The following is a 248-nucleotide window of genomic DNA, read 5'->3' on the forward strand; positions in this document are numbered from 1 at the left end:
AGTCGTAATACTGGTCGGAGACCACATCCGCCCGCTCGTAGGGGTCCATGCGCAGGTTGAACAGCTTGGGCACGCGCAGGCAGGTGAATGGCTCGCTCCAGACCTTCAGGCCACCCGGTGCGCGCTGCTCGCAGAACACCGCCTTCCAGTCGCCGAAGCGCATGGCCACCAGTTGGCCGTCGTCGTTGAAGTAGTAGAACTCGTTGCGCGCGCTCTTCTTCGCCTTGCCGGAGAGGTAGGCGAGCTGG

General features: G+C 63.7%; 1 pseudogene. It reads right to left on the reverse strand.

What is annotated here, in order from left to right:
- A pseudogene (locus J5M67_RS29090) lies at positions 1-248 on the reverse strand (arylsulfatase); the annotation flags it as partial.

It is taken from the genome of Pseudomonas sp. 30_B (assembly GCF_017491605.1).
GTDB lineage: Bacteria > Pseudomonadota > Gammaproteobacteria > Pseudomonadales > Pseudomonadaceae > Pseudomonas.